This is a genomic window from Actinoplanes sp. NPDC051633, from assembly GCF_040681735.1.
Classification (GTDB): domain Bacteria; phylum Actinomycetota; class Actinomycetes; order Mycobacteriales; family Micromonosporaceae; genus Actinoplanes.
This window is the reverse complement of sequence record NZ_JBFAZH010001492.1, coordinates 1-1,611: the sequence shown is the minus strand read 5'-3', so window position 1 is coordinate 1,611 and position 1,611 is coordinate 1. Positions and strand designations below refer to the sequence as shown.

Here is a 1,611-nt window from a genome sequence, read left to right as displayed (position 1 = left end):
GTCCGGTCCGCACCGGCCGGAGGCGACACCTCGGCGCCGGCGCCGGCGCGGTGCTGCTGTGCGTGCTCGCGTTCCTCCAGCGCTGGGGCAGCACCACCTTCGACACCAAGCTCGACCTCGCCGAGAACCCGGCCGGCTTCATGGCCCGCGCCCTGCACCTGTGGAACCCGCAGGCCACCTCGGGCGAGCTGCAGCAGCAGGCGTACGGGTACCTCTTCCCGATGGGGCCGTTCTTCGCCGCCGGCCACTGGCTCGGCGTGCCGCCGTGGATCACCCAGCGCGCGTGGTGCGCGCTGCTGCTGTGCGCGGCGTACTTCGGGGTGCTCCTGCTCGCGCGGGCGCTGCGGATCGGCAACGAGCCCGGGCGGGTGCTGGGCGCTCTCGCGTACGCGCTGGCGCCCCGGGTGCTCACCGAGATCGGCCCACTCTCATCCGAGATGCTGCCGGTCGTCGCGCTGCCCTGGGTGTTGTTGCCCCTGGTCACCGCCCGGCGGACCGTCTCCCCCCGGCGCGCCGCCGCGCTCTCCGCCCTCGCGGTGCTGTGCATGGGCGGCATCAACGCGGCCGCCGTGGTGATGGCGCTGGTGCTGCCCGGTCTGTGGCTGGTCACCCGGCACTGGGACCGGCATCTGGCCAAGCTGATGACCTGGTGGGTCGTCTGCGTCGCCCTGGCCTGCCTGTGGTGGATCGTCCCGCTGCTTCTCTTCGGGCAGTACAGCCTGCCGTTCCTCGACTACATCGAGTCGTCCACCACGACCACCGCGGTGACCTCGATGTTCCAGGCCGTCCGGGGAACCAACCAGTGGGGCGGCTACATCGTGCAGGGCGAGCCGTGGTGGCCGGCCGGTTGGGCGCTGGTCGACCACCCCGCGCTGATGGCCGCGACCGCGCTGGTGGCCGCCGTCGGACTGGCCGGGCTGGCGATGCGCGGGCTGCCCGAACGGCGGTTCCTGGTGCTCGGCGCGCTGGTCGGGCTGACCCTGCTGACCATGGGTTACGTCGGCACATTGGACAGTCCACTGGCCCCGTACGTGCGTCCACTGCTGGATGGCACGCTGGCCCCGTTGCGCAACGTGCACAAGTTCGAGCCGGTGCTGCGGCTGCCCGTCGTGCTCGGGCTGACCTACGCCGCGAGCCGTTCCTTCCGGCGCGAGTGGATGCGGCTGCCCACTGCGCCGGTGGTCGCCGCGCTGCTGATCGTCGCCACGGCACCCGCCTGGCTGCTGCTGCTGCGTCCCGGGCCCGGCTGGGCGGCGGTGCCCGGCTACTGGGACCAGGCGACCACCTGGCTCGCCAAGGACCCGCAGGCCCGCACGCTGGTCGTGCCCGGCTCGGGGTTCGCCCAGCACACCTGGGGCCGTACGGTCGACGAACCGATCCAGCCGCTGGCCGGCGCACCCTGGGCGACCAGGCACCAGATCCCGCTCGGCTCCGAGGGCAACATCCGGGTGATGGACGCCGTCGAGGCGGTGCTGGCACAGGGCCGCGGGTCACCGGCCCTGGCCGACTTCCTGGCCCGTTCCGGCTACAGCTATCTGCTGGTCCGGCACGATCTCGACCGGGCCGCGTCCGGCGCGCCCCCCATCGCGGTGGTGCGCCAGGCGGTGGCCG

At 73.4% G+C, this 1,611-nt stretch carries 1 protein-coding gene; it reads left to right on the top strand.

Features of this window, described 5'->3' with window-relative positions; all coding sequences use genetic code 11:
- The coding region (locus tag AB0M20_RS42415) for an alpha-(1->3)-arabinofuranosyltransferase family protein (RefSeq protein WP_364307060.1) at positions 1-1,611 on the top strand (1,611 nt) is incomplete at both ends.